This is a genomic window from Luteimonas aestuarii (genome assembly GCF_004357985.1).
Lineage (GTDB): Bacteria > Pseudomonadota > Gammaproteobacteria > Xanthomonadales > Xanthomonadaceae > Luteimonas > Luteimonas aestuarii.
In genome coordinates this window covers 73289-98709 of sequence record NZ_SMTF01000009.1, presented here as the reverse complement: position 1 = coordinate 98709, position 25421 = coordinate 73289, and the positions used below count along the sequence as shown (strand labels likewise).

Here is a 25421-nt window from a genome sequence, read left to right as displayed (position 1 = left end):
TCGAAATCAAGCTTCGTCTTGAAAAATCAGCAGGTTACGAGGGAAAGCAGGCCAACCAAGCGGCGTTCTGGCGCCTGTCGTCGCGTCGGGCCGGGTTTACTCCGGGGACAGCAGCGCCTCGACCAGGCCGCGATGGCGCTCGACCTGCCGGTCCAGCCGCAGCCGGCTGGCGGCAAAGATGGCGCACATCTCGCCCACCGCGGTGTCGAAGACCTCGTTGACGATCAGGTAGTCGAATTCGGCGTGGTGCGACATCTCCTCGCGCGCATTGGCCAGGCGCCGCGCGATCGTCTCCTCGCTGTCCTGTCCGCGCTTGCGCATGCGCTCTTCCAGCGCGGCGCGCGAGGGCGGCAGGATGAACACGCTCACCGCGTCAGGCACCTGCGCCTTGACCTGCTGCGCGCCCTGCCAGTCGATTTCCAGCAGCACGTCCTTCCCCGCCGCCAGCTGCGGCTCGACCGACTGCTTGGCCGTGCCCTTCCAGTCGCCGTGCACCTCGGCGTACTCGAAGAAATCACCGGCGCGGATCATCGCCTTGAACGCGTCGGCGGAAATGAAGTGGTAGTGCTCGGCGTGGCGCTCGCCCGGGCGTGGCGCGCGCGAAGTGAACGAGATCGACAGGCAGATGTTGCGATCGCGTTCCAGGCAGGCGTTGACGATGCTGGACTTCCCGGCACCGGACGGTGCCGCGACGATGAACAACGTGCCGCGCATGGTCGAAGGACTACTCAATGTTCTGCACCTGCTCGCGGATCTGGTCGATCAGCACCTTCAGCTCGACGGCGGCATTGCTGGTGCGCGCGTCGACCGACTTGGAACCGAGGGTGTTGGCCTCTCGGTTGAACTCCTGCAGCAGGAAATCGAGGCGGCGCCCGACTGGCTGCTTCTGGGTGAACACCCGGCGGATCTCGACGACATGGCTGGCCAGCCGGTCCAGTTCCTCGTCCACGTCGAGCTTCTGCAGCGACAGCACCAGCTCCTGTTCGACGCGGGCCGGGTCGGCGCCCTGCGCCAGTTCGGCCAACCGGGCCTCCAGCTTGGCGCGCTGCCCGGCGCGGATCGCCGGCACCAGCGTGCGCACCTCGGCGGCAATGCGTTCGATGCCGTCGACACGCTCGAGGATCGCGGCGACCAGCTGCGCGCCCTCGCGTTCGCGCGCCACCACGAAATCCGCCAGCACCGCATCCACCAGCGCCAGCGCCTCGGCCTGCAACGCGGCGGGATCGGCAGCGCGCGACTGCAGCACGCCGGGATACTGCAGCAGGTCGACGAACTGCGTATGCATGCCCGGGAACCGCGCCGACAGCGCGATCGCCAGTTGGGCGAGGCGATCGACCAGCGCATCGTCCACCACCAGCCCGCCCTCGCCTTCCGCGGGGCGCAGGCGCAGCACCAGGTCCACCTTGCCGCGCGACACGCGCGCCGACACGCGCTCGCGGATGGCGGGCTCCAGCGCACGCAGCTCCTCGGGCAGGCGCGCGCCCAGTTCGAGGAAGCGATGGTTGACCGCGCGCATCTCGCAGCCAAGCGTGCCCCGATCGGTGGTGCGCTCGCCCGACGCGTAGGCGGTCATGCTGCGGATCGACATCGTGTCTCCAGTGGACGCACGCGGCTCAGGCCGGTGCCGTGGGAGGCCAATGGTAATCTGGCGCCCCCTTTTTTTCCGGACCCGCCTGCATGAGCATCGCCCGCCCCAGTGGCCGCGCACCCGACCAGCTGCGCGAGGTGCGCATCGAGCGCGGGTTCACGCGCCATGCCGAAGGTTCGGTGCTGGTGTCTTTCGGCGATACCCGCGTGTTGTGCACGGCCAGCGTGGAGAACCGCGTGCCGGGCTTCCTGCGGGGCAAGGGCGAAGGCTGGCTGACCGCCGAGTACGGCATGCTGCCGCGCGCCACCAACACCCGCAACGACCGCGAGGCCGCGCGCGGCAAGCAGGGCGGGCGCACGCTGGAGATCCAGCGCCTGATCGGCCGCAGCCTGCGTGCCTGCGTGGACCGCACCGCGCTGGGCGAACGCACCATTACCCTCGACTGCGACGTGCTGCAGGCCGACGGCGGCACCCGCACGGCCGCGATCACCGGCGCCTACGTGGCGCTGGTGGATGCGGTGCGCGTGCTGCAATCGCGGCGCGAGATCAGCCGCGACCCGGTGTTCGGCGCCGTCGCCGCGGTGTCGGTGGGCGTGTATCGCGGCGTGCCGGTGCTCGACCTGGACTACGCCGAGGACAGCGACTGCGACACCGACATGAACATCGTGATGAACGATGGCGGCGGCTTCATCGAACTGCAGGGCACTGCCGAGGGCCATGCGTTCCGCCGCGACGAGCTCGACGCGCTGCTGGCCCTGGGCGAGTCCGGCATCGCCACGCTGCTGGAGAAGCAGCGGGACGCGTTGGCACGATGACCGCGGTGCGCTCGCTGGTGCTGGCCTCGGGCAACGCGGGCAAGCTGGAGGAATTCCGCGGGCTGCTGGCGCAGTCGGGCATCGCCGTGCGCGCGCAGGGCGAGTTCGGTCTCGACGATGCCGATGAAACCGGGCTGACCTTCGTCGAGAACGCCCTGCTCAAGGCACGCCACGCCGCACGTGCCACGGGACTGCCGGCACTGGCCGACGACTCCGGCATCTGCGTCGACGCCCTGGACGGCGCCCCGGGCCTGTACTCGGCGCGCTATGCCGGGATGCATGGCGACGCCGATGCCAACATCGAGAAGCTGCTGGCCGAACTGCACGGCGTGCCCGATGAACGGCGCGGCGCACGCTTCGTCTGCGTGCTGGCGCTGCTGCGCCACCCGGAGGACCCGCAACCGATCATCGTCGAAGGCAGCTGGCACGGCCGCATCCTGCACGCCCGCCGCGGCAGCGGCGGCCATGGCTACGACCCGGTGTTCTTCGACGCCAAGCTGGGGCAGTCCGCGGCGGAAATGCCGCTGGCGGAGAAGAACCGGATCAGCCATCGCGGGCAGGCGATGGCGTCGCTGCGCGAGAGGCTGGCTTCGCTCTAACCGCCAGCGGCGGCGCGACGAAATCCCCGGCTCGCCATCGTCTCGGGCGGCGGCGCCTCCATCGCCATGGCTGCGGCAGGCCAGGGCAGCGCGAGGTTCTGCGCGGCGGCGCCCGCTCCTACAATGCGAACGATGCTGACACCGCCGCCGCTCTCGCTCTATGTCCACCTGCCCTGGTGCGTGCGGAAGTGCCCGTACTGCGACTTCAACTCGCACGAGGCGCGCGGCGCGCTGCCGTTCGATGCCTACGTCGATGCGCTGCTGGCCGACCTGGACCACGACCTGCCGCTGGCGTGGGGGCGCACGATCCACAGCGTGTTCTTCGGCGGCGGTACGCCCAGCCTGTTCCCGGCCGACGCGATCGACCGCTTCCTGCAGCAGGCCAGCGCGCGCCTGCGCTTCGCGCCCGGCGCCGAGGTCACGCTGGAAACCAACCCCGGCACCGCCGAGCACGGCCGCTTCGAGGACTACCGTCGCGCCGGCGTGAACCGCATCAGCTTCGGCATCCAGAGTTTCGACGACGGCTGCCTGCAGCGGCTCGGCCGCATCCATGACAGCGCGCAGGCCGATGCGGCGGTGAAGCTGGCGCAGGACGCCGGCTTCGACAACCTCAACCTCGACCTGATGTACGCACTGCCCGGGCAGACGCTGGCGATGGCCGGGATCGACATCGAACGCGCACTCGCGCTGCAGCCGGCACATCTCTCGCACTACCAGCTCACGCTGGAACCCAACACCGTGTTCGCCGCGCGGCCACCGCAAGGGATTCCCGACGACGACCTCGCCTGGGACATGCAGGAACACTGCCAGGCGCAGCTGGCCCAGGCCGGCTTCGTGCAGTACGAAGTCAGCGCCTATGCACGGCCGGGGCGGCAGTGCGCGCACAACCTCAACTACTGGCGGTTCGGCGATTACCTCGGCATCGGCGCAGGCGCGCACGGCAAGCTCACGCTCGGCAGCGAGCAGGCGATCCTGCGCCGCTGGAAGCTCAAGCATCCGGCTGCATGGCTGGCCACGGCCGGCAGCCCCGCCGCGATTGGCGGCGACGAACGCATTGCACCGCAACATCTGCCGTTCGAGTTCATGCTGAATGCATTGCGCCTGGTGGAGGGTTTCGGGGAGTCCATGTTCGCGGCGCGCACCGGCCTTGCCGCCAGCAACATCGCCGCGCAAATGGCCGAAGCCGAAGCGCGCGGCTGGCTGCAGCACGTCGATGGCGACTGGCGACCCACGGCACAGGGCCAACGCTTCAACAACGACCTGGTCTCGCTGTTCCTCCACGACGAGGCCGCGGCGTCGGCGGGCAACCCTTCGGGCTAGCCCCGCTGCCACCAGCGTGTTAAGAAAGGCGCCGGAACTCCGGTTTGGGGAGGCCTGCCGATGGATCCGCCGACGACGGCGCCAGCCGGGGGCAACCGAGGGGACAGCATGTAACCAGCCGTCGCACCTCGGCGGGCCACCGCCTTGCCGTCGAACAACGGCAAGCGGATCGCCCGGCGGGGCGTCCCCGGGATACCGGACGCATCGCTACGCAAGGATCACGACACCGCATGCCCAATCCGCCGACCACTGAATCCTCCGCACCGCGCTCGCTGGCCACGGCCGGCCTGCCGCGTCGCGTACGCAGGGTACTGGAGCAGGCGCTGGCGCTCGTCTCCGAGGACCTGGACGGCAACCTTGGGCTGATGCTGTCGGAGTTCGAGCAGGAACTGTTCCGCCTCGCCGACCAGGCGCGCAACCCCGGCACCGAATCCGGCTACATGCAGACCCTGCGTACCTTCCGCCTCAACCGCTCCGACCTGGTGCCGCATTTCATGCTGGAGCTGGAAGCCTCGGTTGCCGGCATCCGCAGTGCACCCGCCTCCGCCATGCCGGTTGCCAACGAACCGGGCACCGGTGCCGCGCCTGCACCCGGGTTCGGCAAGCTCAGCCTTGTCGACGAGGCCGTGATGGACGAAGGCACGGTGCTGCGCGAGATCGCCAGCCGCCAGGAAGGCCGCGCCAACCTCCCGCTTCACCTGCTGGGTCAACGCTTCGGCGTGCTGGCCGCCACACCCGCCTTCGACGCCGAACGCATTCCGCTTGGCCCGCAGTCGCTATGCCGCGCCATGCGTGCCGCCAGCCAGGCCCTGAGGATCGAGCACGATTCGCGCCTGCTGCTCTATCGCATCTTCGACCGCCAGGTGATGGCGACCTACTCCCGCATCCTCGAGCGGCTGGACGAGCTGCTGGATCGGGAGGGCATCCTGCCCGGCCTGACCTACGTGCCGATGCGCACCCGTGCCAAGCCGGTGGAGGCCGACGACGAGCAGGAGGAGGGAGCGTCGGAAGACGCGGACGGCGCGCAGCGCCCGCGCCGCGGCAGCCGACCCGCTCCAGGCGCAAGCGGCGGAGCAGGTCATCCTGGCCGCGCCGAAGAAGGCGGCCAGGTCCATGCCGGAGCGCGAGATCGCGGCCCCGGTGGCGGCCGGGGCACTTGGGCACCCGGTCAACGACCGCATACCGCCTGGATGGGCGAGCCGCCCGAGCCGCTGGCCGAAGACGAGAACGCGGCGATCGACAAGTTGCTGCAGCTGTTGTCCGGGCGTCGCGAGGTGCTGGGCAAGCTACGGCCAGGCAAGGCCGTGGCTCCGCAGGACCAGATGAGCACCAGCGAGATCTTCCATGCGCTCGGGCACCTGCAGTCTCAACCGCTGGCGACCCCGGGCGCGCCACAGACGCTGGCAGACGTCAGGCAGACGCTGCTGGCGCAGGCGAGGCAACGCAAGGGCACCGGCGCCGATCTGTCGCCACAGGACAGCGACACTTTCGAATTGCTCGACATGCTGTACACGCACCTCGAGGAGGAGATCCGCGTCGATGCGCCGGCCGCTGCACTCGTGCGCCGCCTGCAGGTGCCGCTGTTGCGGGTGGCGCTGCAGGACCGTGCATTCTTCGTCCGCAACCACCATCCGGCGCGGCAGCTGCTGAATACCGTTGCCGAAAGCGCTGCGAGATGGCTGGACGACAACGATTTCGACCCGCACTTCCTCGCCCCGCTGCAGAAGGCAGTGACCGACGTCGTCGAGAAGTACGACGGCGATACCGAGGTGTTTGCCTCGTCCAACGAGCAGTTGCAGACCCACCTCCAGGCGCAGGTGCGCAAGGCCGAGATGCTGGAGCGCCGGCATACCGAAGCCGCGCGTGGCAAGGAAAAACTGGAAGTCGCCAAGTTGCGTGCGGCGGAAATGATGAACGCCGCGATCGGCGAACAGCGCCTCCCGAAGTTCACGCGCGCGCTCCTCAACCAGGCCTGGGCGGACGTGTTGACGCTGACCCTGCTTCGGCAGGGCGAAGACTCCGATGCGTGGCGCAAGCAGCTCGATGTCACCCGCCAGATCGTCGAGACCTGCACCCGCGACGAGGCTGCCAACGACCCTGCGCTGACCGCGCACGTGGAGTCATCGCTGGCCCAGGTGGGTTACCACGCGGAAGAAGCTGCCGTCATTGCCCAGCGCCTGACCAGCAGCGCACCCGAGAACGAGGACGATCCGGCATCGCGCACCGAGCTGGCGATGAAGCTCAAGGCACGCACCCGGCTGGGCGAGGACGCCAAGGCGAAGAAGCCAAAACTGTCGCCACGCACCCCGGAGGAGCAGGCAAGGTACGAACAGTTGCGCGTATTGCCGTTCGGCACCTGGATCGAGTTCATCACCAACCAGCAAGGCGACGTGGTTCGACGTCGCCTCTCGTGGTTCAGCCCGATCACCGACAACGCGCTGTTCGTCAACCAGCGTGGCCAGCGCGTCGGCGAACATTCGCTTGATGCGGTCGCGCGCATGCTCGCGAACGGGCAGGCGCGCATCGTCACTGCCGACCGCGCGCGCCTGGTGGACCGCGCCTGGCAGGCCGCCGTCAGCGCGCTGCGCAGCTTCGCCGGCGTGGGTGATGCTGGCGGCGAGCCCGCAGGAGCCAAGCCATGATCCACGAGTTCCGCCGCGCAAAGCGTCGCAAGGCGCCCGAGAACGTCCTGGTCACCGACACCATGACCGAGCGCGTGATCGGACGCATCGGCAACTTGTCGCAGACCGGCCTGCTGCTGATCGCCAGCGAACCGCTGACCGACGACGCGCTCTACCAGTTCAGGTTCACCCTGCCCGGCGTCGATGGCGACGCGACCGCGGTCGACGTCGGCGCGCATCTGCTCTGGCTCGACGGCGCCAGCGCGCCAGGCCAGGCATGGGCCGGCTTTCGCTTCATCGCGGTGCCAGAGGCCCATGCCAAGCGCATGCGCACCTGGATCGACGCGCCGGGCAGCCACTACGAATAGCGCCCCGGCGCTGCAGCGTCGGATGGGTTGCGGCAGAATGGTCGTCCCTCGAAGAATCGAACAGACGATGTCCATTGCCGTTGCCCGCCACTACGCCGACCACCTCGCGACGCTGCAGGCGCGCACCGCCACTGCGCTGGAGCGCGGCGGGTTCGACCACCTCGTCGTCCCCAGTGGCACCTTGCACGTCCAGGTGTTCGACGACCGCGACTACCCCTACGCCGCCAACCCGCAGTTCAAGCACTGGCTGCCACTGACCCGGAACCCGGGCAGCTGGGTGGTGGCGACGCCGGGCGAACGGCCGAGGCTGGTCTACCTGCAGCCGCGCGACTACTGGCACGTCGTGCCGGATGCGCCCTCCGGATACTGGGTGGATCACTTCGACATCGTGGTGATCCGCAAGCCCGAGGAGGCGTTGCAACACCTGCCGAAGAACGCGTCGCGCTGCGCGATCCTTGGCGAGCCGCAAAGCGCCTTGGGACAGTACGGCGCATTCAAGCCCAACAACCCGCAGGCGGTCATCGATTACCTCGATTACCACCGCGCCTACAAGACGCCCTACGAAGTCGGGATGATCCACGAGGCGACGCGACGCGGCGTGCGTGCCCACCGCGCCGCCGAGCGCGCGTTCCGCGCCGGTGCCAGCGAGTTCGGGATCCACCTGGCCTACTGCCAGGCCGCTGGCCAGGATGCCACCGAGTTGCCTTACGGCAATATCGTCGCGCTGAACGAACACGGTGCCGTGCTGCACTACACCGAACTGGGCCGGCTTCCTCCGAAGCCGGTGCGTAGTTTCCTGATCGACGCCGGCGCCAGTCATGGCGGCTATGCCTGCGACATCACGCGCACCTATGCCGCCGACGGCAACGACGAGTTCCAGGCGCTGGTGGACGCCGTCGACAAGGTGCAGCGCGAGGACATCTCCCAGCGCTTCCGCGCCGGCAGCGACTATCGCCAGGTCCATCTGTTTGCGCACCTGGCACTGGCGAACGTGCTGCGCGACTTCGGCATCCTGAAGGCCTCGCCGGAAGCGGCCGTGGCCACCGGCGTCAGCAGCGCGTTCTTCCCGCACGGCATCGGCCACGGCATCGGCTTGCAGGTCCATGATGTCGCCGGGTTCGCTGCTTCTGACAGTGGCGGCACCATTGCCAAGCCCGATGGACACCCTTACCTGCGGCTGACCCGCGTGCTGGAACCGGGCATGGTGGTGACCAACGAACCCGGCGTGTACTTCATCGACATGCTGCTCGAAGAGCTCAAGGCCAAGGGCCATGGCGACGCCGTGGACTGGGCACGCATCGACGCTTTCCGTCCCTATGGCGGCGTTCGCATCGAGGACGAACTCGTCATCACCGATGGCGACCCGGTGAACCTGACCCGGGACGTGTACGCCGAATCCGCCTGAGCACGGCGGGTTCCCCGCGCATCATCCGGCCACGCTCTCGGCGTGCATCGCGTGTCGCGCTAGCGCGCGGCCATCCAGGCTTCCACCTCGTCCGCCGTGCGTGCAAGACCCGTCGTCAGCACCTCGTGGCCATCCTTGGTGATCACCACATCGTCCTCGATGCGGATGCCGATGCCGCGCCACTTCGCCGGCACGCTGGTATCGTCGGCACGGATGTAGAGGCCCGGCTCGATGGTGTAGGCCATGCCCGGCTCCAACAGGCGCGACTCACCGTCGACGCGGTATTCGCCCACGTCGTGGACGTCCAGGCCCAGCCAGTGGCCGGTCTTGTGCGGGTAGAACCGCTTGTAGGCGCCCTCGGCAACGAGCTTCTGCCTCTTGCCCTTCAGCAGCCCCAACGCCAGCAGGCCATCGGTGAGCACATCGACCGCGACCGCGTGGCCGGCCTCGTAGGGCAGGCCCGGCTGGGCCTTGGCGATCGCGGCATCCTGCGCGGCGCAGACCAGGTCGTGCAGCGCGCGCTGCTCCTTGTTGAAACGCCCATTCGCCGGGAAGGTGCGGGTGATGTCGGCGGCGTAGCCGCGGTACTCGGCACCGGCGTCGATCAGCACCAGCGCGCCATCGCGGGCAACGGCGCTGTTGGCACGATAATGCAGCACGCAGGCATTTGCGCCTGCACCGACGATGCTGGCATAGGCGGGCTCGGCCTCATGGCGGCGGAACTCACGCTCCAGTTCAGCCTGCAGCACGTACTCCGGCACGCCGCCCTTGGCTGCACGCATCGCCGCCTGGTGCGCGCGGACCGTGATTGCCGCGGCGCGGCGCATGAGCTTCAGTTCGTCGCGCGACTTGAACAGCCGCATCTCGTCCAGCAGGTGGCCCAGCTCCAGGAACTCATGCGGCGGCTGCGCGCCCATGCGCACCTGTGCGCGCACCCGGTTCAACCAGCCGATCAGCTTGAGGTCGAACTCGGTATCGCGACCGAAGTGGTAATAGACGCGGGTGCGCCCTTCCAGCAGGCCGGGCAGGATTTCGTCCAGGTCGTCGATGGGGTAGGCGTCGTCGGCACCGAAGGCCTCCACTGCACCCTCGGGCCCGGCACGTGGCCCGTCCCAGGCTTCCCGGTCGGGGTCGCGCTCGCGGCAGAACAGCAGGGTTTCGCCATGTTTGCGCCCCGGCACCAGAACCAGCACCGCCTCTGGCTCGGGGAAGCCGGTCAGGTACCACAGGTCCGAATCCTGCCGGTACGGATAATGGGTGTCGCGACTGCGGATGCGCTCGGGCGCGGCCGGCAGCACCAGGATGGCCTCGTCCCCGGCCATCCGCATCAGTTGCTTGCGGCGCCGGGCGAACTCGGCCGCCGAGATGCCGGCCGCCGGTCGCATCAGTTCAGGCTCCGACGGTGCCGCGGACCAAGCGCGCAGTCGCCGTGCAGCAGCAGCGCCGCCACGCGCACGAATTCCTCGATCTCGGCATAGGCGGCCTCGTCCTCCTCGTCGCCATCGGGTTCGGCCGTGGCTCGCGCCAGCTGGGCCAGGTCGGCCAAGGCTTCGCTGCCCTCTTCCGATAGCGGCGGCTCGGCACCCGTCGCCAGGCCGAAGCCGCCCACGAAGCCGCGGCACCAGTCGAACAGGGCGCCGCTGCGCGCCTCCAGTGAGTCGTTGGCGTCGGGCAGCAGAAGTTCGAAGCCGAAATCACGGTCCTCCAGTTGGGCCGCGCTGGCGAGTCGCAGGGCGTCCAACGGATCGCCCGAGCCGGGCGCCGGCAGGTCCTCATCGACCAGGACGCGGCGCAGCCACTGCGGTGAATTCTCGCCACCCCCGCAAAGCCAGCCACACAGGCCGCCGTGTAATTCGCTGGCGGAGACACCCAGCCGCATTGCCTGGCAGGCAGCGGCGATTTCAGGCAGTGCAGGCAGCGATGCGCTCACTTCGACGTCCTTCCGATGACGCCTGATAGTGTATCAACGCACTTCGCGCGAGCACCGTGTCCGGAGGCCGCACCGACCTGCGTTCCCGCGTTGCATGGCCGACACCCGCAGACCGGCCAACGGCGGACGGCCGGCTCGCTTGTCGGCGCTCGCGTCCGCCGCCTACACTGCGCCGGTTGCCCTGGGGTAGGCGCTTGCCGATCGCAACTCTACAAATGCAGCTGGTGGTCGGCGCGGTGTTGCTGGCACTGCTGGTCGTGGCCTTGGCCACGCTGGCGATCCGGCGCAAGCGCAGCGAGCGCACGCACCTGGCACAGCTGCGCGACCGCGAGGAGCGCCTGAAACTCGCCCTGTGGGCCACCGGCGAGCGCTACTGGGACTACGACGTCGCCACCGGCAAGCTGCACCGCTTGCTGCTCGATGCGCCCGGCCGCATGGCCGAGGATGCCGTTGCCGTGTCCGCAGTGGTCCACCCCGACGACCACGCCGCGACACTCGAACGCCTCGATGCCTACCTCAGTGGCGAAACCAGTACCTTCCTGGCCGAACTGCGGGTGGCCGACGGCAATGGTGGCTGGATCTGGATGCGCGCGCGGGGCCGCATCGTCGCCAAGGGGCCCGATGGCCGCGCGCGCCGCATCGCCGGCACCGCCCTCAACATCACCGCCACGCGCGCGGCCGAACGCGAACGACAGATCGCCAGTGAAGTGCTGCGCAGCATGAACGAGGCGGTCTCGGTGCTCGACCGCAACTTCGATTTCATCTCGGTCAACGCCGCGTTCTCGCGCATGACCGGCTACCAGGAAAGCGAGATCGTCGGTCGCAACGGAAGTGTCCTGGACAGCCTGCAGCACGACAGCGCGTTCTACCAGCACATCCGCGAGCAGATCTCGCGTTCCGGGCGCTGGAGCGGCGAGATCTGGCAGCGGCGAAAGGATGGCGAGGAGTTCCTCTGCTCGATCGAATCGAGCACCGTCCACGACAGGAATGGCGAGCTGGTCCTCCACGTCGCGGTGCTCAACGACATCACCCAGCAGAAGCGCGCCGAGCAGGAGCTGCGCTACCTTGCCAACTTCGACACGTTGACCAACCTGCCCAATCGCTCGCTGCTGTCGGACCGGCTGTCGCGCGCGATCGTCCGCGCGCACCGCGAGGACAATCGCATCGCGGTGCTGTTCCTCGACCTGGACCGGTTCAAGGACATCAACGACTCGCTCGGACACGCTGCCGGCGACCGCATCCTGCGCGCGGCCGCGGCGCGCCTGCAGCAGACCGTCGGCCTGCACCACACGGTCGCGCGCCTCGGCGGCGACGAGTTCACCGTGGTGCTGGAAAACCTGGAATCCCCGGAGGATGCCGACAAGGTCGCGCGCGAGATCATCATGGCGTTCGAAGCGCCGTTGCTGCTGGACGACCGCCGCGAAATCGCGATCTCGCCCTCCATCGGCATCAGCCTCTACCCGGACCACGCGCAAGTCCCGACCGAACTGCTGAAGCAGGCCGACACCGCGATGTACCAGGCCAAGGCCGCGGGCCGTCGCACCTTCATGCGCTACGACGACGCCATGGACCTGGTGGTGCGCCAGCGAGCCACCATCTCCGGCGCGCTGCGCAAGGTGCTCGACCGCGGCGAGTTGCACCTGGTCTATCAGCCCAGGCTTGCGCTGGATTCTTCGCGGATCACCGGAGTCGAAGCCCTGCTGCGCTGGTCCAGCGATGAACATGGCGAGATCGCGCCAACCGACTTCATCCCGATGGCAGAGGAAAGCGGCCTGATCCTCGAGATCGGCGAATGGGTGCTGCGGGAAGCGTGCCTGACCCTCCATCGCTGGCACCAGCATGGCCTGGGCCAGCTGTCGATGGCGGTCAACGTGTCCGTCCTGCAGCTGCTGCGCGGCGATTTCCCCGAGGTGGTGGCGCGCGTCCTGCAGGACATCGGGTTGCCGCCAAGTGCGCTCGAGCTGGAGTTGACCGAAAGCGTGCTGATGGCGAATGCCGAGCACACGGCGGTGAAACTCCAGGCCTTCCGCACACTCGGCGTGTCGCTGGCGATCGACGACTTCGGCACCGGCTACTCGTCGTTGGCCTACCTGAAACGCCTGCCGATCACCACCATCAAGATCGACAAGGCCTTCATCGGCGACCTGACCCACGATCCGGAGGACGCAGCGATCACCAGCACCGTGATCACCATGGCGCATTCGCTGGGATTGAACGTGGTGGCCGAAGGCGTGGAGACCGAGGCGCAGATGCGGTTCCTCGCCAGCCATCGCTGCGACGAGATCCAGGGCTTCTGGCTGTCGCAGCCGCTCGACGCGCATGCCTGCCTCGCCTTCATCCGCCACTGGACGCCGGATCGCCTGCCTGCGCCGTTGCCGGCTGCGCCCCTTGCAACGCCGGCCGTGCCTTGACCGCCCCCCGCCGCCTGCCTATCGTGCCGACATGGACACTCCGGACGTGATCGCCCAGCTCCGCGCCGTCGCCGACCGGATCGACCGGCTGGCCGAGCGCACCCGCAAACTCGGCGACGAGAACCGTGCCCTGCGCCAGCAGAACGAACAGGCCAGCAGCGAGCGTTCGCAGCTGCTGGCCAAGAACGAGCAGGCGCGCTCGCGGGTCGAGGCGATGATCGCGCGGCTCAAGTCGCTGGAGCAGCACACGTGAACAGCAGCGAGCCGACCAGCGTCCGCATCCTGGACCGCGAGTACACCGTCGGCGTCTCTCCGGACGAGCGCGACAGCCTGATGGCGGCCGCACGCGTGCTTGACGGCAAGATGCGCGAGGTGCGCGGTGCCAACCGCATGGCTGCAGTCGATCGCGTCGCCGTACTGGCCGCGCTCAACCTTGCGCATGAACTGCAACAGCTGCGCGATGACAGCCAACGGCGCGATCGCGAACTCTCGCGCACCCTGGAAGACCTGCAGCGCAAGCTCGACGGACTGCTCGACGGGCACGCCTGACCCGCGCGCCCCATGTCCCCGGACCCAGCGCCCGGCGCCCGGCGCCCGGCGGTGAGCATGCATCGCCACGCAATCCCACCGCGAGCTGTCTGCCTGCCGACGGACGGAACACGGCTTCACGGCGCCGGCGCTATACTTCGCCTACGTCCTCTGCCGTGGTCGACGGCATGCGCAAACATTCGCCTTGTCCCTTAATGACGACCACGGGGATGCAGCGGAAACCGGGTGTGCAGGTCCGCCTTGCAGCGGGAAGCCCGATGGAATCCAAGCGTCCCCACTTGAACCCCGGGTTCAAGGTCGTTTCGCAGGCATCGTCATGGCGGAGGACGTATTTTCCTTCCTTTTCGATCGTGCGCATGGGTTGCCCTGACCTGCCAGCGTATCCTGCATGACGGGAACGGCCGATCCGCGCGCCGCATTGCGCCGGTGCATGCGCGATGCGCGGCGTGCGCTCGACCCGCCTTCCCGCGTTTCCGCCGCGAATGCGGTTGCCCGTCGCCTGCTCGACTTTCCCGGCGCACCGATACACGGCCGCGTCGCAGGTTACTGGGCGATGGACGGCGAAATCGCCCTCCACGCATGGCAACTCGGGCTGCCTCCGGCGACGACGTACTGCCTGCCGGTGCTGCACGAAGACGGTCGGCTGCGCTTTGCCGCGTGGCGTCCGGGCGAGCCACTGGCCGCCAATCGCCACGGCATTCCCGAACCCGACGTGCCGCGCGAGCTCCTGCTGGATGCACACACCCTCGATGCCGCAATCGTGCCGCTGGTCGCGTTCGACGCGCGCTGCCACCGGCTCGGCATGGGCGGCGGCTGGTACGATCGCACCTTCGCGTTCCGCGCGGAGTCGCCCGCACCCCCGCTGCTGCTCGGCGCCGCCTTCGAGCTACAGCGGGTGGACACGTTGCAGGCCGAGGCGTGGGACATTCCGCTCGATGGCGTCTGCACCGAACGCGCCACGCACCTGCCTGAACCGACACGCCCATGACACGAAAGCGCCACTGGCTGATGAAATCCGAGCCGGAGGATTTCTCCATCGACGACCTCGAACGCGTCGGCACCGAGCCGTGGACCGGCGTGCGCAACTACCAGGCGCGCAACTTCATGCGCCAGATGCAGGTCGGCGACGGCGTGCTGTTCTACCACTCCAATACCGACGTGCCAGGCATCTACGGCCTCGCCGAAGTCGCTTGCACGGCCTATCCCGATCCTACGCAATTCGACAGGAAGTCGAAGTACTTCGATGAAAAGGCGACCCGCGAACAGCCACGCTGGGAGCTCGTGGACGTGTCGTTCGTGCGCAAGTTGAGCCACGGTATCGCACTGGATGAAATCCGCCTGCATGCCGAACGGCTGGGCGAAGAGTTCGCGCTGATCCGCAAGGGCACACGCCTGTCCGTGCTGCCGGTAACCGCCGCGCAGTGGAAGATCCTGCTGTCGCTGGAGAAGAAGTGATGTCCGGAGCCAAGCGCCTGGCGGCCGAAAAAGCCATCGATTACATCGAGGATGGCATGATCGTCGGCGTCGGCACCGGCTCGACGGTGGCCTATTTCATCGATGCACTGGGCCGTATCAAGGATCGCATCGGCGGCGCCGTCTCCAGTTCCGAGCAGAGCACCGCTCGATTGAAGCAGCACGGCATTGAAGTGCTCGACCTCAATGCCACTGCCCCCTTGCACCTCTACGTGGATGGTGCCGACGAGTGCGATCCGCACAAACGATTGATCAAGGGTGGTGGCGCTGCCTTGACCCGCGAGAAGATCATCGCCGAGGCCAGCACCAAGTTCGTCTGCATCATCGATCCGGCCAAGCGTGTCGACGTACTAGGACGGTTCCCGCTGCCGGTCGAGGTGATTCCGATGGCGCGCAGCCTGGTGGCGCGCAAGATCCTGGCCATGACCGGCGGGCAGCCGGCCTGGCGCGAGGGCGTGGTTACCGACAACGGCAACTGGGTGCTCGACATCCATGGGCTGCGGATCGTGGATCCGGTGGCGATGGAACAGGCGATCAACCAGATTCCCGGCGTGGTCAGCGTGGGCCTGTTCGCCCGCCGTCCGGCCGACGTGGTGATCGTCGGTGGCGAGCCCCCCATCCTCCTGTAAAACATTGATCCGAAAAGGATCTCCGACGATGAGACTCGCGCGTGGGAGACTGGCTTCCCGGTAAGGAAGCCCCGTGACGCTGCGCTGTCTGTTCGTCGATTTCAACTCGTTCTTTGCCGCCGTCGAGCAGCAGGACGAGCCGCGCCTGCGCGGTCGACCGGTCGGCATCGTCCCGGTAATGTCGCCCACCACTTGCTGCATCGCCGCGAGTGCCGAGGCCAAGGACTACGCCGTCAGGACCGGCACGCCAGTCTGGGAAGCCGTGGAGAAATGCCCTGGCATCATCCTCGTCGAAGCGCGACCGGCACGCTATGTCGAGCTCCATCACCGGCTGATGAATGCGATCGGCGATTGCATCCCGCACGGCAAAGCCGAGTCCATCGATGAGGTGCCATGCTGGCTGGTCGGCCGCGAGCGTGAGCGCGACAATGCCATCGGCATCGCGCACGCGATCAAGCGCCGGATCTCCGATGAGTTCGACTGGATCAAATGCTCGATCGGCATCGCGCCCAACAGGTTCCTGGCCAAGACCGCATCGGACATGTCCAAGCGTGATGGCCTGACCGTGCTCGCCGAGGACGACCTGCCGCATGCACTGCACGTCCTCGAACTACGCGATTTCTGCGGGATCGGACCATCGATGGAGCAGCGGCTTCGCAAGGCTGGCATCCACACGGCCGAACAGCTGTGCGCGGCCACGCGCGAGCACCTGCGTGCAGCCTGGGGCAGCCTCGAGGGCGAGCGTTACTGGATGCAATTGCGCGGCCATGCCGTGCCGGAACGCTCCACGCGCAAAAGCTCCATCGGGCACTCCCACGTGCTCGATCCCGCGCTGCGCACGTTTGGAGGCGCGCGTGCGGTGTTGTTCAAACTGCTGGCCAAGGCCGCGATGCGGTTGCGCGACGGGCGCGGCGGCGAAGGCCCCTTCCTTGCAGCCGGCATGTCCATCCGGATCCGCTTCGTCGGCATGGAACATCGTTTCGAGCGCGACCTGCGCTTCGCGCCCATTGACGACACGCCTGCGTTGCTTCAGCTTCTGGCCGGCGAGCTCGCATCGCTGGAATCGGCGATGCAACGCGGCCGCTGGAACGCCCGGCGCAATCCGCCGCTGTCGGTCGCCGTGACCCTGGTCGACATCGAACTGCGAGGACAGTCGAGCGGTGAGCTGATGCCATCGCGACGCCGTGACCGCCAGATGACCGAAGCGCTTGACCGCATCAACCGGAAATACGGCAACAACACCCTGTTCTTCGGTGCGATGCACGATGCCATTTCGCGCGGCGCGGCGCCGATGCGGATTCCGTTCCAGGCCATCCCCGAGCGAGAGCGCGACGAGGACGTGTTGACCCGCGCTAATGCCCCCGACTCCGCCGAAGCACTCTATCTGCTGCGCGAACGGCAATTCAAGGTGCTGGCGGAAGCCAGCCACCGCGAGGCACAACGACGCGGGCGGACAACTCGCGGCGGCAATGCACCACGCGCAGGCGCCGGCGGATGGGGCGTCAGCGCCAAGCCATCTGACGATGCCGCCAGGCCGGCGCAGCGGACATTGTTCTGACTTCGATAACCAACGCCCTGCCGCGCTCCGACCTCAAATCCGGCTCTTGAAGCGCACAAAGAAAAACCCCCAGCCGTGGCTGGGGGTTTTGGGGTAAAGACCCTGGCGATGACCTACTCTCGCATGCGGCTGCACACTACCATCGGCGCGTAAGCGTTTCACTTCCGAGTTCGGAATGGGATCGGGTGGTTCCACTCAGCTATTGTCACCAGGGAGACCGTGGAGGGTCGCCAGCCTTTGGACACTGCACGCAAGTGCAGGAATCGTCCAAGAGCAGCGCTCACGCTCTCAAAGGGGGGAAGTAGCGAACTGGTTTGGTCCGAACGTCCGCGACGTAATCGCAGAGTCCAAGGCCACTTGAGGTTATATGGTCAAGCCACACGGATCATTAGTACTGGTTAGCTCAACACATTGCTGTGCTTACACACCCAGCCTATCAACCACCTAGTCTTGATGGTTCCTTCAGGGGGCTTGTGCCCCGGGAGATCTCATCTTGAGGCGCGCTTCCCGCTTAGATGCTTTCAGCGGTTATCGCTTCCGAACATAGCTACCCGGCAGTGCCACTGGCGTGACAACCGGAACACCAGAGGTTCGTCCACTCCGGTCCTCTCGTACTAGGAGCAGCCCCTCTCAAATCTCCAACGCCCATGGCAGATAGGGACCGAACTGTCTCACGACGTTCTGAACCCAGCTCGCGTACCACTTTAAATGGCGAACAGCCATACCCTTGGGACCGACTACAGCCCCAGGATGTGATGAGCCGACATCGAGGTGCCAAACACCGCCGTCGATATGAACTCTTGGGCGGTATCAGCCTGTTATCCCCGGAGTACCTTTTATCCGTTGAGCGATGGCCCTTCCATACAGAACCACCGGATCACTAAGTCCTACTTTCGTACCTGCTTGATCCGTCGATCTTGCAGTCAAGCACGCTTATGCCTTTGCACACAGTGCGCGATGTCCGACCGCGCTGAGCGTACCTTCGAGCTCCTCCGTTACTCTTTGGGAGGAGACCGCCCCAGTCAAACTACCCACCATACACGGTCCCCGACCCGGATTACGGGCCCAGGTTAGAACGTCAAGCACGACAGGGTGGTATTTCAAGGATGGCTCCACTGCAGCTAGCGCCACAGCTTCACAGCCTCCCACCTATCCTACACAGACGAACTCAACGTTCAGTGTAAAGCTATAGTAAAGGTTCACGGGGTCTTTCCGTCTTGCCACGGGAACGCTGCATCTTCACAGCGATTTCAATTTCACTGAGTCTCGGGTGGAGACAGCGCCGCTGTCGTTACGCCATTCGTGCAGGTCGGAACTTACCCGACAAGGAATTTCGCTACCTTAGGACCGTTATAGTTACGGCCGCCGTTTACCGGGGCTTCGATCAAGAGCTTCGCCTTGCGGCTGACCCCATCAATTAACCTTCCGGCACCGGGCAGGCGTCACACCCTATACGTCCACTTTCGTGTTTGCAGAGTGCTGTGTTTTTGATAAACAGTCGCAGCGGCCTGGTCACTGCGGCCCCTCTCAGCTATGAACCAAAAGGGGCGCACCTTCTCCCGAAGTTACGGTGCTATTTTGCCTAGTTCCTTCACCCGAGTTCTCTCAAGCGCCTGAGAATTCTCATCCTACCCACCTGTGTCGGTTTACGGTACGGTCTGCGTAAGCTGAAGCTTAGGAGCTTTTCCTGGAAGCGTGATATCGGCAGCTTAGTCCTAATGGACTCGTCCTTAGTCTCAACGTTGCGCCCCCGGATTTGCCTAAGGGCACCGCCTCAACTCTCTCACCCGGACAACCAACGCCGGGCCTGCCTAACCTTCTCCGTCCCTCCATCGCACTTACGCGAGGTGCTGGAATATTAACCAGCTTCCCATCGACTACGCATTTCTGCCTCGCCTTAGGGGCCGACTCACCCTGCGTCGATTAACGTTGCGCAAGGAAACCTTGGGCTTTCGGCGTGCGGGCTTTTCACCCGCATTATCGTTACTCATGTCAGCATTCGCACTTCCGATACCTCCACGGTGCTTCTCAACACCGCTTCGCAGGCTTACGGAACGCTCCTCTACCGCGCATAACAAAGTTATGCACCCCAAGCTTCGGTTCTGTGCTTAGCCCCGTTAAATCTTCCGCGCAGACCGACTCGACCAGTGAGCTATTACGCTTTCTTTAAAGGGTGGCTGCTTCTAAGCCAACCTCCTGGCTGTCTGTGCCTTTCCACATCGTTTCCCACTTAGCACAAAATTTGGGACCTTAGCTGTGGGTCTGGGTTGTTTCCCTTTTCACGACGGACGTTAGCACCCGCCGTGTGTCTCCCATGCAGTCTGTCTCGGTATTCGGAGTTTGCAATGGTTTGGTAAGTCGCGATGACCCCCTAGCCATGACAGTGCTCTACCCCCGAGAAGATTCACATGAGGCGCTACCTAAATAGCTTTCGAGGAGAACCAGCTATCTCCGGGTTCGATTAGCTTTTCACTCCTAATCACACCTCATCCCCGTCTTTTGCAACAGACGTGGGTTCGGGCCTCCAGTACCTGTTACGGTACCTTCACCCTGGGCATGACTAGATCACCCGGTTTCGGGTCTATTGCCCGCGACTATGCGCCCTTATCAGACTCGGTTTCCCTTCGCCTCCCCTATACGGTTAAGCTTGCCACGAACAATAAGTCGCTGACCCATTATACAAAAGGTACGCAGTCACCCCGAAGGGCTCCTACTGCTTGTACGCACACGGTTTCAGGGTCTATTTCACTCCCCTCGCCGGGGTTCTTTTCGCCTTTCCCTCACGGTACTGGTTCACTATCGGTCGGTCAGGAGTATTTAGCCTTGGAGGATGGTCCCCCCATGTTCAGACAGGGTTTCTCGTGCCCCGCCCTACTCACTTTTCATCTGTATGGCCCTTTCGAATACAGGGCTGTCACCTTCTATGGCCGGTCTTTCCAGACCGTTTTCCTAGAACCAAACAGACTTTTGGGCTGTTCCCCGTTCGCTCGTCACTACTCAGGGAATCTCGGTTGATTTCTTTTCCTACGGTTACTTAGATATTTCAGTTCACCGCGTTCGCTTCGAGCAGCTATGTATTCACTGCACGATACCTCTTGCGAGGTGGGTTTCCCCATTCGGACATTACCGGATCAAAGCTTGTTGCCAGCTCCCCGATACTTTTCGCAGGCTACCACGTCCTTCATCGCCTCTGACCGCCAAGGCATCCACCGTGTGCGCTTATTCGCTTGACCATATAACCCCAAGTCGCCTCGGGGTCATCGTGATGTCCAGGGGTACAAATCCCGGACGCGAATATCAACGACAACATCAAATAAAAGTATCTCTCGATACTTCGCCTTAGCCTCTTACGACACGTTTTGGACAATCGTCTCAAACGCTCGCTACTTCCCTTGTTTTCAAAGAACACAATGCCGGCTTCAGCGCCGCATTGCTTCAAATCTTCATGTGTGTGCGCAATCAATCCAATACAACACTGGTGGAGCCTGTCGGGATCGAACCGACGACCCCCTGCTTGCAAAGCAGGTGCTCTCCCAGCTGAGCTAAGGCCCCGAATAGTGGTGGGTCTGGGAGGACTCGAACCACCGGCCTCACCCTTATCAGGGGTGCGCTCTAACCACCTGAGCTACAGACCCAGTCTGTTGTACGGATTAATGTGCAGGTTACTTGTGCGGACGCCTGACAGGCAATTAGCTGTCTTTTAGTCTCTAAAGGAGGTGATCCAGCCGCACCTTCCGATACGGCTACCTTGTTACGACTTCACCCCAGTCATCGGCCACACCGTGGCAAGCGCCCCCCCGAAGGTTAGGCTACCTGCTTCTGGTGCAACAAACTCCCATGGTGTGACGGGCGGTGTGTACAAGGCCCGGGAACGTATTCACCGCAGCAATGCTGATCTGCGATTACTAGCGATTCCGACTTCACGGAGTCGAGTTGCAGACTCCGATCCGGACTGAGAGAAGGTTTCTGGGATTGGCTTGCCCTCGCGGGTTTGCAGCCCTCTGTCCTTCCCATTGTAGTACGTGTGTAGCCCTGGCCGTAAGGGCCATGATGACTTGACGTCATCCCCACCTTCCTCCGGTTTGTCACCGGCGGTCTCCTTAGAGTTCCCACCATTACGTGCTGGCAACTAAGGACAAGGGTTGCGCTCGTTGCGGGACTTAACCCAACATCTCACGACACGAGCTGACGACAGCCATGCAGCACCTGTGTCACGGTTCCCGAAGGCACCAATCCATCTCTGGAAAGTTCCGTGCATGTCAAGGCCAGGTAAGGTTCTTCGCGTTGCATCGAATTAAACCACATACTCCACCGCTTGTGCGGGCCCCCGTCAATTCCTTTGAGTTTCAGTCTTGCGACCGTACTCCCCAGGCGGCGAACTTAACGCGTTAGCTTCGATACTGAGTGCCAAATTGCACCCAACATCCAGTTCGCATCGTTTAGGGCGTGGACTACCAGGGTATCTAATCCTGTTTGCTCCCCACGCTTTCGTGCCTCAGTGTCAGTGCTGGTCCAGGCAGTCGCCTTCGCCACAGATGTTCCTCCTGATCTCTACGCATTTCACTGCTACACCAGGAATTCCACTGCCCTCTACCGCACTCTAGCCCGCCAGTATCCAATGCAATTCCCAGGTTGAGCCCAGGGCTTTCACATCAGACTTAACGAACCACCTACGCACGCTTTACGCCCAGTAATTCCGAGTAACGCTTGCACCCTTCGTATTACCGCGGCTGCTGGCACGAAGTTAGCCGGTGCTTATTCTTTGGGTACCGTCAGAACAACCGGGTATTAACCGATTGCTTTTCTTTCCCAACAAAAGGGCTTTACAACCCGAAGGCCTTCTTCACCCACGCGGCATGGCTGGATCAGGCTTGCGCCCATTGTCCAATATTCCCCACTGCTGCCTCCCGTAGGAGTCTGGACCGTGTCTCAGTTCCAGTGTGGCTGATCATCCTCTCAGACCAGCTACGGATCGTCGCCTTGGTGGGCCTTTACCCCGCCAACTAGCTAATCCGACATCGGCTCATCTATCTGCGCGAAGCCCGAAGGTCCTCCGCTTTCACCCGTAGGTCGTATGCGGTATTAGCGTAAGTTTCCCTACGTTATCCCCCACAAATAGGCAGATTCCGATGTATTCCTCACCCGTCCGCCACTCGCCACCCAGGGAGCAAGCTCCCTTGTGCTGCCGTTCGACTTGCATGTGTTAGGCCTGCCGCCAGCGTTCACTCTGAGCCAGGATCAAACTCTTCACTTAAACTTTCTGGACCGAAGTCCAAATTACTTTGAGTGCAGTCGTCGTCCCGAGCTCGAATCACTCGCTTGCATTTCTGCATTTGAATTGACTTGTTGCTCTGTTACGAACGTCTGCAAGATGGACAACCATCCACCAGCCAGACGCCCGCACAAGTCACCTGCGCACACTGTCAAAGATCCTGGAAACAGGCCTCAGCGCCTCGTCTCCTGTCCCGCTGGCGTTTCGCCGAAGGGAGCCGCACATGATAGCGCGGTTTTTGCTTTCGTCAACACCCCGTGAAGGCTTTGTTGACTTCGCTTCAGCTTGCCGCCCGAAGGCGTTTCGTCGAAGTGAGCCGCACATTCTAGCCCGTTTTTCCGGACCGTCAATACCTTCTTTCGAAGATTTTTTCGGGTCCCGTGGGCCTGGGTGGTGTCGCTTCCAGGCCCCGGCCGTTGCGGGGCGCGCATTCTGCACGTTCGTTCCTGTTTTGCAAAGCCCCCCATGGCCTTGACGCCCTGCCGCCCGTCGGGGAAGGTCGGCCATCACCGTCCCGGACACCGAACATGCGCCTGCAGACCCTGATCTCCGCCGCCCTCCTGACGATCGCCATGGCCGGCTGCGCCAGCGCAGGCACGCCGTGGGTGGAACTGGCGGGCACGCGCTATACCGTTGAAGTCGCCGCAGACGATGCCGCGCGCGCGCAGGGATTGATGTTCCGCGACTCAATGCCGGACGACGCGGGCATGCTTTTCATCCATGACCGCGAGGCGCCGCTGGCGTACTGGATGAAGAACACGCGGATCGCGCTGGACATCCTTTACTTCGACGCACAACGCCGCCTGGTCTCGCAGCAGCGCGACGTACCGCCCTGCTCGGCGGGGAATGCGTGTCCTTCCTATCCCAGTCGCGCGCCTGCGCTTTACGTACTGGAGCTCAATGCGGGACAGGCGGCGAAACTGGGGCTTGAGGAAGGCGAGGAACTGGTGCTGTCGCCGGGATTGCCGCATGGGCGCTGACTGCGGTGGGATCGGGGCTTGCGCCGTTGCGAATCGCGGCGCAGTCTTGCCCCATGCATGACCGCTCCGGATTGCCCGACTGGAATGCGCTCGCGGGCGTCGACGATGCGTCGCTGCCGCTGCTCGGCACCGCGCTGCTGATCGCGCGCGACGAATACCCGGCGCTGGACGCACGGCGTTACGATGCCGTGGTCGATGGCCATGTCGCGCATCTGCACAATACCGTCAGCGCGATCGAGCATTCGGCGCTGAAGATGCAGGCGATCAATCGCCACCTGTTCGAGGAACTCGGCTACGCCGGCGACCACGACGAGTACTACGACCCGCGCAACAGCTATCTCAACCAGGTGTTCGAGCGTCGCCTCGGCAATCCGATCTCGCTGGCGCTGGTGCAGATGGAGGTCTCGCGGCGGCTGGGCGTGCCGCTGGACGGCGTGTCGTTCCCGGGCCACTTCCTCGTTCGCCTGCCGGTGGACGACGGCGTGCTGGTGATGGACCCGTTCAATCGTGGCCGCCCGCTGGGCGTGGACGAACTGCGCGAACGCGCACAGCCCCACCTGGGCGGCGACGTGCCGGATGACGATGCACTGTCGACCTTCCTTGATCCCGCATCGCACCGCACGATCCTGATGCGCGTCCTGCGCAATCTGCACGGCGTGTACCGCGATGCGCAGGACTGGGAGCGCGCAACCCGCTGCGCCGACCGTGTGCTGAAGCTGTCCCCCGAGGATGCCGATGCGCTGCGCGACCGTGGCCTGGGGTACCTGCAGATCGGCCACCTGGCCGGCGCGCTCGAAGACCTGTCGCAGTACCTGTCACGCCACGCCCACGCTGCGGACGCGGGGGAAGTGCGCACGCAGTTGATCGCGGCCGGGCGCGGCAGCGCGCGCCTGCACTGATGCCGATGCAGGGGCTCTAAAGCGCCATCATCTCGAAATCGTCCTTGGTCACCCCGCAATCGGGGCAGGTCCAGGTGTCGGGTACGTCCTCCCAGCGCGTGCCGGGGGCGATGCCTTCCTCGGGCAGGCCCGCCGACTCGTCGTAGATGAAGCCGCAGACGACGCACATCCACGTGCGGAAGGCGGTGGCGGTCTCGTTCATCGGATAATGCTGGCCTGTCGGTGGTGTCCGCCGGCATTCTCCCATTCCGCCACGTGGCAGGAAACCTTTTGTCCGCATCGCACCCAGACCATTCACACGCGCTACCTCGCCGCGGCCTCTACCTGATCACGCCGGATGACCCCGAGACGACGAGGCTGTTGGCGCGCGTTGCCGCGGTATTGCCGCAGGCGGCACTGCTGCAGTACCGCAACAAGCAGGCGGACGCCGTGCTGCGCGGCGAGCAGGCGCGTGCGTTGTTGGCAACGTGCCGGGAACGGGGTGTGCCGCTGGTCATCAACGACGACTGGCAGCTGGCAGCGGAGATCGGCGCCGATGGCGCCCACCTCGGCGAAGACGATGGCGGCCTGGAACGGGCGCGCGAAGTGCTGGGGCCACGCGCAATCCTCGGCGCATCGTGCTACGACCGCCTGGACCGCGCGGAATCGGCGGCACGCGCCGGCGCGAGCTATCTTGCCTTCGGCGCCTTTTTTCCCTCCAACACCAAGCCGGGTGCACGCCGCGCCGACCCGTCGCTGCTCCGCGCTTCGGCACACCTCGGCCTGCCGCGCGTGGCCATCGGCGGCATCACGCCCGACAATAGCCCCGCGCTGGTCGCCGCCGGGGCCGAGTACATCGCCGTGGTCAGTGGCGTCTTCGACGCACCCGATCCCGTGGAAGCCGCGCGGGCCTATCGAAAGGTGTTCGAGCAGGCCGGCGGCTAGATCCAGACGACAATCGCGCGGCTTCAGCATCGCGCAACCCGCACAGTATCTATGCCGCATGCATGCGGCGGACCGAAGGA

General features: G+C 65.1%; 21 protein-coding genes, 2 tRNA genes, 3 rRNA genes and 1 other RNA gene. 17 read left to right on the top strand and 10 right to left on the bottom strand.

From position 1 onward, the window contains the following. Window positions 1–96: 96 nt before the first annotated feature. Window positions 97–714, bottom strand: coding sequence for a guanylate kinase (gmk, locus tag E2F46_RS11650; protein ID WP_133322288.1), 618 nt, complete (start codon window positions 712–714; stop codon window positions 97–99). A 10-nt stretch (window positions 715–724) separates the two neighbouring features. Beyond that, complete coding sequence (locus E2F46_RS11645; RefSeq protein ID WP_133322287.1) at window positions 725–1573, bottom strand: YicC/YloC family endoribonuclease; 849 nt, start codon at window positions 1571–1573, stop codon at window positions 725–727. 104 nt (window positions 1574–1677) lie between these two features. On the opposite strand from E2F46_RS11645, the gene rph reads away from it, so the two are divergent. From rph to pepQ, 6 genes are all read left to right on the top strand, one after another. Beyond that, window positions 1678–2403, top strand: coding sequence for a ribonuclease PH (rph, locus tag E2F46_RS11640; protein WP_133322247.1), 726 nt, complete (start codon window positions 1678–1680; stop codon window positions 2401–2403). A 5-nt stretch (window positions 2404–2408) separates the two neighbouring features. After that, a complete protein-coding gene (gene rdgB, locus E2F46_RS11635) occupies window positions 2409–3002 on the top strand; it encodes an RdgB/HAM1 family non-canonical purine NTP pyrophosphatase (protein ID WP_207949572.1) in 594 nt (197 codons plus the stop codon). A 123-nt stretch (window positions 3003–3125) separates the two neighbouring features. After that, window positions 3126–4322: a radical SAM family heme chaperone HemW gene (hemW, locus tag E2F46_RS11630; RefSeq protein WP_425599828.1), complete on the top strand. Its 1197-nt coding sequence runs from the start codon at window positions 3126–3128 to the stop codon at window positions 4320–4322. 230 nt (window positions 4323–4552) lie between these two features. After that, window positions 4553–6964 (top strand): DUF1631 domain-containing protein, encoded by a 2412-nt coding sequence (locus tag E2F46_RS11625; RefSeq protein ID WP_133322244.1) that lies wholly within the window; start codon window positions 4553–4555, stop codon window positions 6962–6964. Then, on the top strand, window positions 6961–7311 hold the full coding sequence (locus E2F46_RS11620; RefSeq protein WP_133322243.1) for a PilZ domain-containing protein: 351 nt from the start codon (window positions 6961–6963) through the stop codon (window positions 7309–7311). The genes E2F46_RS11625 and E2F46_RS11620 overlap by 4 nt, the downstream gene beginning before the upstream one ends. Window positions 7312–7378: 67 nt before the next feature. Then, complete coding sequence (gene pepQ / locus E2F46_RS11615) at window positions 7379–8716, top strand: Xaa-Pro dipeptidase (RefSeq protein ID WP_425599827.1); 1338 nt, start codon at window positions 7379–7381, stop codon at window positions 8714–8716. A gap of 59 nt (window positions 8717–8775) precedes the next feature. Here pepQ and E2F46_RS11610 read toward each other — a convergent pair whose 3' ends face one another. Further along, window positions 8776–10101, bottom strand: coding sequence for an aminopeptidase P N-terminal domain-containing protein (locus tag E2F46_RS11610; RefSeq protein ID WP_133322241.1), 1326 nt, complete (start codon window positions 10099–10101; stop codon window positions 8776–8778). Then, window positions 10101–10595: a UPF0149 family protein gene (locus E2F46_RS11605; RefSeq protein WP_243720402.1), complete on the bottom strand. Its 495-nt coding sequence runs from the start codon at window positions 10593–10595 to the stop codon at window positions 10101–10103. The genes E2F46_RS11610 and E2F46_RS11605 overlap by 1 nt, the downstream gene beginning before the upstream one ends. Before the next feature lie 245 nt (window positions 10596–10840). Here E2F46_RS11605 and E2F46_RS11600 point away from each other — a divergent pair, with 245 nt between their 5' ends. The 8 genes from E2F46_RS11600 to E2F46_RS11565 all read left to right on the top strand — a co-directional run bounded on the left by E2F46_RS11600 (window position 10841) and on the right by E2F46_RS11565 (window position 17266). Beyond that, on the top strand, window positions 10841–13057 hold the full coding sequence (locus E2F46_RS11600; protein WP_243720400.1) for a putative bifunctional diguanylate cyclase/phosphodiesterase: 2217 nt from the start codon (window positions 10841–10843) through the stop codon (window positions 13055–13057). Window positions 13058–13088: 31 nt separating this feature from the next. Beyond that, window positions 13089–13310, top strand: coding sequence for a TIGR02449 family protein (locus tag E2F46_RS11595; RefSeq protein WP_133322240.1), 222 nt, complete (start codon window positions 13089–13091; stop codon window positions 13308–13310). After that, the gene (locus E2F46_RS11590; RefSeq protein ID WP_133322239.1) at window positions 13307–13606 is read left to right on the top strand and encodes a cell division protein ZapA; all 300 of its coding nucleotides are present in this window, start codon (window positions 13307–13309) and stop codon (window positions 13604–13606) included. The genes E2F46_RS11595 and E2F46_RS11590 overlap by 4 nt, the downstream gene beginning before the upstream one ends. Window positions 13607–13750: 144 nt before the next feature. Next, window positions 13751–13936: non-coding RNA, 6S RNA (gene ssrS / locus E2F46_RS11585), on the top strand. A 58-nt stretch (window positions 13937–13994) separates the two neighbouring features. Next, window positions 13995–14594, top strand: a complete 600-nt coding sequence (locus E2F46_RS11580; protein ID WP_133322238.1) for a 5-formyltetrahydrofolate cyclo-ligase — start codon at window positions 13995–13997, stop codon at window positions 14592–14594. Beyond that, the gene (locus tag E2F46_RS11575) at window positions 14591–15061 is read left to right on the top strand and encodes an EVE domain-containing protein (RefSeq protein ID WP_133322237.1); all 471 of its coding nucleotides are present in this window, start codon (window positions 14591–14593) and stop codon (window positions 15059–15061) included. Before E2F46_RS11580 ends, E2F46_RS11575 begins: the two co-directional genes overlap by 4 nt. After that, window positions 15061–15708: a ribose-5-phosphate isomerase RpiA gene (gene rpiA, locus E2F46_RS11570; RefSeq protein ID WP_133322236.1), complete on the top strand. Its 648-nt coding sequence runs from the start codon at window positions 15061–15063 to the stop codon at window positions 15706–15708. The genes E2F46_RS11575 and rpiA overlap by 1 nt, the downstream gene beginning before the upstream one ends. 73 nt (window positions 15709–15781) lie before the next feature. Then, window positions 15782–17266, top strand: a complete 1485-nt coding sequence (locus E2F46_RS11565; protein ID WP_133322235.1) for a DNA polymerase Y family protein — start codon at window positions 15782–15784, stop codon at window positions 17264–17266. Window positions 17267–17366: 100 nt separating this feature from the next. Here the strand turns inward: E2F46_RS11565 and rrf are convergent. From rrf to E2F46_RS11540, 5 genes are all read right to left on the bottom strand, one after another. Next, window positions 17367–17479, bottom strand: a 5S ribosomal RNA gene (gene rrf / locus E2F46_RS11560). Window positions 17480–17633: 154 nt separating this feature from the next. Beyond that, window positions 17634–20499, bottom strand: a 23S ribosomal RNA gene (locus E2F46_RS11555). A 243-nt stretch (window positions 20500–20742) separates the two neighbouring features. Next, window positions 20743–20818, bottom strand: a tRNA-Ala gene (locus E2F46_RS11550). A gap of 6 nt (window positions 20819–20824) precedes the next feature. Beyond that, window positions 20825–20901: transfer RNA gene (locus E2F46_RS11545), tRNA-Ile, on the bottom strand. 74 nt (window positions 20902–20975) lie between these two features. After that, window positions 20976–22520 (bottom strand): 16S ribosomal RNA (locus tag E2F46_RS11540). Together the 16S, 23S and 5S rRNA genes with 2 tRNA genes alongside form the textbook arrangement of a ribosomal RNA operon. Window positions 22521–23065: 545 nt before the next feature. On the opposite strand from E2F46_RS11540, the gene E2F46_RS11535 reads away from it, so the two are divergent. Both E2F46_RS11535 and E2F46_RS11530 read left to right on the top strand, forming a co-directional pair. Continuing rightward, window positions 23066–23518: a DUF192 domain-containing protein gene (locus E2F46_RS11535; protein ID WP_133322234.1), complete on the top strand. Its 453-nt coding sequence runs from the start codon at window positions 23066–23068 to the stop codon at window positions 23516–23518. A gap of 53 nt (window positions 23519–23571) precedes the next feature. Beyond that, a complete protein-coding gene (locus tag E2F46_RS11530) occupies window positions 23572–24417 on the top strand; it encodes a SirB1 family protein (RefSeq protein WP_133322233.1) in 846 nt (281 codons plus the stop codon). A 16-nt stretch (window positions 24418–24433) separates the two neighbouring features. On the opposite strand, the gene E2F46_RS11525 is transcribed toward E2F46_RS11530, so the two are convergent. Next, a complete protein-coding gene (locus tag E2F46_RS11525) occupies window positions 24434–24664 on the bottom strand; it encodes a rubredoxin (RefSeq protein WP_133322232.1) in 231 nt (76 codons plus the stop codon). Between the two features lie 23 nt (window positions 24665–24687). Between E2F46_RS11525 and thiE the strand changes: the two genes are divergently transcribed. Next, window positions 24688–25341, top strand: coding sequence for a thiamine phosphate synthase (gene thiE, locus E2F46_RS11520; protein ID WP_133322231.1), 654 nt, complete (start codon window positions 24688–24690; stop codon window positions 25339–25341). Window positions 25342–25421 lie beyond the last annotated feature (80 nt).

What these genes read in the sequence shown, in the direction of transcription:
- gmk (WP_133322288.1), bottom strand. Translation starts at nt 714, where the DNA reads ATGCGCGGCACGTTGTTCATCGTCGCGGCACCGTCCGGTGCCGGGAAG.
- E2F46_RS11645 (WP_133322287.1), bottom strand. Translation starts at nt 1,573, where the DNA reads ATGACCGCCTACGCGTCGGGCGAGCGCACCACCGATCGGGGCACGCTT.
- rph (WP_133322247.1), top strand. Translation starts at nt 1,678, where the DNA reads ATGAGCATCGCCCGCCCCAGTGGCCGCGCACCCGACCAGCTGCGCGAG.
- hemW (WP_425599828.1), top strand. Translation starts at nt 3,126, where the DNA reads ATGCGAACGATGCTGACACCGCCGCCGCTCTCGCTCTATGTCCACCTG.
- E2F46_RS11625 (WP_133322244.1), top strand. Translation starts at nt 4,553, where the DNA reads ATGCCCAATCCGCCGACCACTGAATCCTCCGCACCGCGCTCGCTGGCC.
- E2F46_RS11620 (WP_133322243.1), top strand. Translation starts at nt 6,961, where the DNA reads ATGATCCACGAGTTCCGCCGCGCAAAGCGTCGCAAGGCGCCCGAGAAC.
- pepQ (WP_425599827.1), top strand. Translation starts at nt 7,379, where the DNA reads ATGTCCATTGCCGTTGCCCGCCACTACGCCGACCACCTCGCGACGCTG.
- E2F46_RS11610 (WP_133322241.1), bottom strand. Translation starts at nt 10,101, where the DNA reads ATGCGACCGGCGGCCGGCATCTCGGCGGCCGAGTTCGCCCGGCGCCGC.
- E2F46_RS11605 (WP_243720402.1), bottom strand. Translation starts at nt 10,595, where the DNA reads ATGCGGCTGGGTGTCTCCGCCAGCGAATTACACGGCGGCCTGTGTGGC.
- E2F46_RS11595 (WP_133322240.1), top strand. Translation starts at nt 13,089, where the DNA reads ATGGACACTCCGGACGTGATCGCCCAGCTCCGCGCCGTCGCCGACCGG.
- E2F46_RS11580 (WP_133322238.1), top strand. Translation starts at nt 13,995, where the DNA reads ATGACGGGAACGGCCGATCCGCGCGCCGCATTGCGCCGGTGCATGCGC.
- E2F46_RS11575 (WP_133322237.1), top strand. Translation starts at nt 14,591, where the DNA reads ATGACACGAAAGCGCCACTGGCTGATGAAATCCGAGCCGGAGGATTTC.
- rpiA (WP_133322236.1), top strand. Translation starts at nt 15,061, where the DNA reads ATGTCCGGAGCCAAGCGCCTGGCGGCCGAAAAAGCCATCGATTACATC.
- E2F46_RS11535 (WP_133322234.1), top strand. Translation starts at nt 23,066, where the DNA reads ATGCGCCTGCAGACCCTGATCTCCGCCGCCCTCCTGACGATCGCCATG.
- E2F46_RS11530 (WP_133322233.1), top strand. Translation starts at nt 23,572, where the DNA reads ATGCATGACCGCTCCGGATTGCCCGACTGGAATGCGCTCGCGGGCGTC.
- E2F46_RS11525 (WP_133322232.1), bottom strand. Translation starts at nt 24,664, where the DNA reads ATGGGAGAATGCCGGCGGACACCACCGACAGGCCAGCATTATCCGATG.